Genomic DNA, 5,174 nt, shown 5'->3' on the forward strand with positions numbered 1-5,174 from the left:
AAATTATATTCAAGATAAAATTTTAGATCCATATAATTATCAAAGGTCTTCTCGCCTTCTTTAAATTCAACAAGAAGATCGATATCACTATTATTAGTAGCCTGTTCGCTAACATATGAGCCAAATAAAGCAATACTCTTAATTCCAAATCTATCTAATGTGTTTCTGTTACTCTGCAAAAATTCAATAATTTCTTGACCTGTCATATTATCGACCTCCTATTTCTTTCTTCTATTTCAAGATTCTTGTTCTTAGTATGAGCAACATAGATTTCTCTTTCAGGGTTCTTCTTATGAAGTTCCCTATAAGCTTTCATAGCTTCATCGCTATTATTAAATATGTCAAGAACAGCTATTTTATCAACAACTCTTTTTTTCTGGTCCGAATGAGCTTCTATTGCTTCTAGTAGAATCCAACTATCAGGATATTCATCTCTAATATCTTTCCATTTCATTTTGAAATCTTTCCCTTATTACTTTCTATTTCTATTATATCACAAAGCTATATTTATACCCAGTAAGCAAAGATTTTTTTATTTTTAACTTCCATTTCTTCATTCTTATATTCTTTATTCAGGTTAAAATTAAAACTCAAGAGATAACCCTGATCCATATTCTGGCTTTCCAAATAATCAGCAAGCTGCTCCAGTCCTCGCTGGTGATATTCTTCTCCCCGCCATATTTTTAATTCTACTATATATTTCTGTTCAAGATAGGTTATTACTACATCAATTCTTTTTTCCTGAGAAATCTGTACTTCTTTGAAATCAAATCCTTTACCATTGATGATTGGCTTTAAAAAAGCGAGAAAAATCAAGCGACCATTTCTTTCTAAAAAATCTCTATCACGATCACTATATTGTTCTTTAATGAAAACCTGAAAACGCTCCAGTACTGCTTTTAGATTCAGCTGACCATTATCTATAAAGCTGTCTTTGAAATCAAAAGCATCACTTTCCATTGAGTTTTCTATTTTAGAAATTAAATAATTGTATATTCGCTGCTCATAGATTCTGTTATGAATTTTTAAGCTGCCGTTATCATTTTTGAAAATACCGTATAGCTCTCCCTTTTCTATTGTCGGATTATCAAGATTATAAGTGATTTTTCTACCATCTACAATTAAATCTATACAAATATCTTCTAAATCATTATTATTTTCGATATTTTTAATTAATGTTTCAAAATTAGGAAGGTCTTTTGCTAAAATAATTTTTACTGCCTGCTCAAGATATTCTTGATTCCAGCTGGACTCATTTTCTCTTAGTATTTCTTCTGCAATGATTTCTGCAAGTTTACTAACTAAAAAAGGGTGACCTGAAGTATAATAATGCATTTTCTCAGCAAAATAATCTAAATCCAGGTCAATAGTCCTGTCTTCCTGGTACTCGTTTAACATCGAAGCAATTTGATCGACTTCCAGCTCAAAATCAACCTTAAACTCACTGGCAATATTCCAGGTACTATTGTACTTATGTTCTTCATCATCTCTTAATTTTAGTTTAAGGTTTTTTACATCATGTACCCCTGATAAAATTACACTATAAAATGTTTTATCTCTGTCAGCCTGCCCACCCAAATTTATAGCTCGATAATAAAAGCTTCTTAAATTATTTGTTTCCTTGACATTGGTAAATCTAATGTATCGATTCTGGGGATTAGTGGTTGTAAAAATCAGTGACTCTTTATTCAGTTTCTCCAGAGGTCTTAAGTTATGAGAAGTAAAGACCAACTGTCCTTTTGCTCTATCCTGTATAATTTCCAGAATTTCACCTAAAAGATATTCAAATATGCCGGCATCAAGCTCATCCACTGCCAGACAAATACCGGGCTTATTATACATCGCAATCATTGCACTCAAGATAGATATAATCGTTTAGAGATGTTCTTATCCTCCCTCTTAAGATAGTTCTGCATAGCCTCTTTTACAACATCAGTACCCACTTTGTTTCTCAGTCTGATGCAGTCACAATTTGTTTTTCTCCTTATCAAATATTTTAACCTTACTACCCTCAATATTAACCTCTTTAATCCCTGTATTGAACTGTTTATCTGCAAAATAAAAAATAGAGATCGGCGGATAATCAGGAAGTTTAGGCCTGTGCTCATCTCGATGAATGGCAACATAATTTTCCAAGTGGTTAGGTTAAGGCAACAAAAAAGACTCAGACACTATTTGCCTAAGTCTCTTAATATTGTCGGTTTTTCTCCTGATACATGTTATGATCAGCTTCAATGTAAACCTCTTTTAGATCAGTAGCTTCATCTTTTTTAACAGCTAACCCTAAAGAAATACTCATCTTAATATCATTATGAAGTTTTTCTTCTCTAAATCTATCTTTAATTCTATTATAGATTCTTTGGGTAGTTTTCAAATCAGTATTGGGTAATAATATAGCAAACTCATCTCCACCCATTCGAGAAATGATATCTGATTTACGCAGACAGGAACTCAATAATTCAGCCGCTTTCTTAATATAGTCATCTCCAATTTCATGTCCATAACTATCATTTATAAACTTGAGTTTATCTAAATCTCCAACAATTATACTGATTGGTATTTCTCTAGAACTGTTCAATCTAGCTAACTCATTAGTAAAGTATCTGCGGTTATATAAGTCAGTCAGTTCATCTTTAAAAGATAAATACTTTAGTTTTCTTTCATTTTCTTTTAAATCAGTAATATCATTACAAACAACCAATAATTCAGAAATAGAATCATCAGTTATTATGGGCTTTATCGAATAATTAATCCAAATTGATTTTCTCCATCTGCTGGTATAACATATTTCACCAGACAATACTTTTCTCTTTTTAAAATAATCAGGATTTTTTGGCCAGATATCTTTAGTAGCTTCTATTTTCTTAAAACTCATGCCAACAACTTCATCTTTGCCTGGAGCATTTATTATTTGGAGCATCTTTTTATTTAAGTCCAAAATATTTCCTTCTGGGTCACTTTTAATTAAGCCCACTGGGTTATCCTCATATATCTGTTTGAACTTATTTTCACTAACTTTGATATTTTTTTCTACTTTTTTCATTTTTGTAATGTCTCTACTAGAACCAATTAATTGTATTACTCGATTATTACCATCAAAAACAGGGGTTAACTTAGTATGCCAGGTTTTCTTTCCTCTAGGCAGTTCTAAAGTTTCTTCATAAGAAATAGTTTCACCTTTCTGCATACATTTAACATATCTTGATTTTACTATTTCACTTTCTTCTTCAATTAGAATCTCCTCTGGGCTTTTTCCTATTAGGTCTTCTTCTCTAAAACCTGTTAATCTTTCATAGGTAGTATTTAACCTCTTGAGTTTAAAAATTACTTCCTGATCATAAATAACCTCAACTAAAAATATCGCATCATGGGTATTATTTAAAATCGCTTCATAATCTTTAAGTTTTAAATTATTCATTTGCATATTTCTTTTGCTATTTCTACACAAATGAATTACAAAAATAATAAGCAGAACCAGTAATGCTGCACCTAAAAAAAACATTCTTAAAACCTCCAAAAACTCAATACTTTAAATATCTTAACAAAGCAAAGTTTATAAATAAAGACTTTTTAGACAATTAACTATTTCCTGATCAAACATAATTCCTTTGTTTTCATCTAAGTAAGATAGAGCCTCATCAACAGTCAGAGACGGCCTATATGCTCTATGAGAGGTCATAGCTTCAAAAACATCTACTACTGCAATCAATCTGGTCTCAAAAGGCATTTCAGCCTCTTTAAGACCATCTGGATAACCTGAACCATCATTCCTTTCATGATGGTGAAGTACAATATCCTTAATAACATTTGGTAGATTAACATCTTTAATTATCTCATAACCAAATCTTGTATGCTGTTTAACCATTTCAAACTCCAGCTCACTTAAACTACCCGGTTTGAATAAAATACTCCTAGGCACATTAATTTTACCTATATCATGTAATTGCGCACCAATTTTAATAGTTGATAATTCATTTGATTGAAATCCAAATTCCTCAGCAATATTTTCAGCAATTAAAGCAACCCGACTACTGTGATCTTTAGTATAAGGATCACGTTCTACACTAATATTGACTAAAATATTGATCATCGAAGAAACCGTCTGAGAAAGCTCTTTATTTACCTGATGTAATTTTTTTGTTTTATCAACATTATCCCAGTAAGACAGGATAAGATTACCAATTGCATTCAGCAGGTCAATATCAGCATAATTCCACTTTCTTTTACTTTTTATATCGTCAAAACCTATAAAACCTTTAAGACTATCCTTAAATAAAGGAATTACTAATAATGACTTTATGGACTGATCTTTTAGCATCTCTTTTTCATTATTTCCTTCAGCTGGTATTTCTTCAATATCTTCAATAACAATTGTTTCATTGTTTTTCAACTTTTTCATCCACCAGGGGAATAAATCACTCGGCAAGTTCTTTAAATTCTCGATCTCAGACTCAGCGTTTTCTGCAGTCCATTCATAAGTATTATCCATAAATTTTAGATTATCTTTAAATTCAAAGATATAGGTCCGATCAACCTTAGTCATTTTACCCAGTATCTTAAGGATTTCATTAATATTATCTTGATCTGGAAAAGTCAACATTTTAGCAATCATATTAATCTCATTTTCAGACTTTATTCTATGTTCTAATTCCAGTTCGTATCTTTGAATCAGTTTCACCAAATCATTCTGATTACCTTGATAATTATTATCCATACTTCCACCCCTTAAAATACTGATCTAAACCCCAATTATAATAATAGATTTTCTATTTCTGTTGTAGTAAGCGGTTTAAAATAATAAAATCCCTGTGCATAATCACAGTTTAATTTCTGAAATTGCTCCACCTGTTCTTCAGTCTCAAGCCCTTCTGCAACAACACTCATCTTAAGTTTATGTGCCAGCTGAATAATTGCTTCAACCATATATTTATCAGAATCCTGATTAATTTTATCGATAAATTTTTTATCAAGTTTTATTGTGTGAATAGGAAGATCATTTAAAACCCCTAGAGATGAATAACCAGTACCAAAATCATCTAAAACTGTTTTTGTCAAGTGAAATTTGACCCTTTTACTAATTGAAAATTGACCCGGGTAAGCAAAAAATAATATTAATTTTATTGACCCAGCCACTCTTCAGTTTCTTTCATTCGGTAAGAATTACCATTCATATT

At 31.0% G+C, this 5,174-nt stretch carries 6 protein-coding genes; all 6 read right to left on the reverse strand.

Translation table 11 applies throughout. The annotated features are described in order from the left end of the window. Window positions 1–206, reverse strand: a 206-nt coding sequence (locus tag CI949_RS16545; protein WP_290768327.1) for a nucleotidyltransferase family protein, incomplete at its 3' end; no start/stop codon positions are given. Then, window positions 203–454: a hypothetical protein gene (locus CI949_RS16550; protein ID WP_133531345.1), complete on the reverse strand. Its 252-nt coding sequence runs from the start codon at window positions 452–454 to the stop codon at window positions 203–205. The genes CI949_RS16545 and CI949_RS16550, both read right to left, overlap by 4 nt. Before the next feature lie 53 nt (window positions 455–507). After that, window positions 508–1,842: a GxxExxY protein gene (locus tag CI949_RS16555; RefSeq protein WP_290768332.1), complete on the reverse strand. Its 1,335-nt coding sequence runs from the start codon at window positions 1,840–1,842 to the stop codon at window positions 508–510. A gap of 346 nt (window positions 1,843–2,188) precedes the next feature. Next, a complete protein-coding gene (locus tag CI949_RS16560) occupies window positions 2,189–3,502 on the reverse strand; it encodes a diguanylate cyclase (protein WP_290768334.1) in 1,314 nt (437 codons plus the stop codon). Between the two features lie 51 nt (window positions 3,503–3,553). After that, window positions 3,554–4,714 (reverse strand): HD domain-containing phosphohydrolase, encoded by a 1,161-nt coding sequence (locus tag CI949_RS16565; RefSeq protein WP_290768336.1) that lies wholly within the window; start codon window positions 4,712–4,714, stop codon window positions 3,554–3,556. Between the two features lie 35 nt (window positions 4,715–4,749). Continuing rightward, window positions 4,750–5,055: an EAL domain-containing protein gene (locus CI949_RS16570; protein WP_290768339.1), complete on the reverse strand. Its 306-nt coding sequence runs from the start codon at window positions 5,053–5,055 to the stop codon at window positions 4,750–4,752. Window positions 5,056–5,174 lie beyond the last annotated feature (119 nt).

It is taken from the genome of Halanaerobium sp., assembly GCF_003070835.1.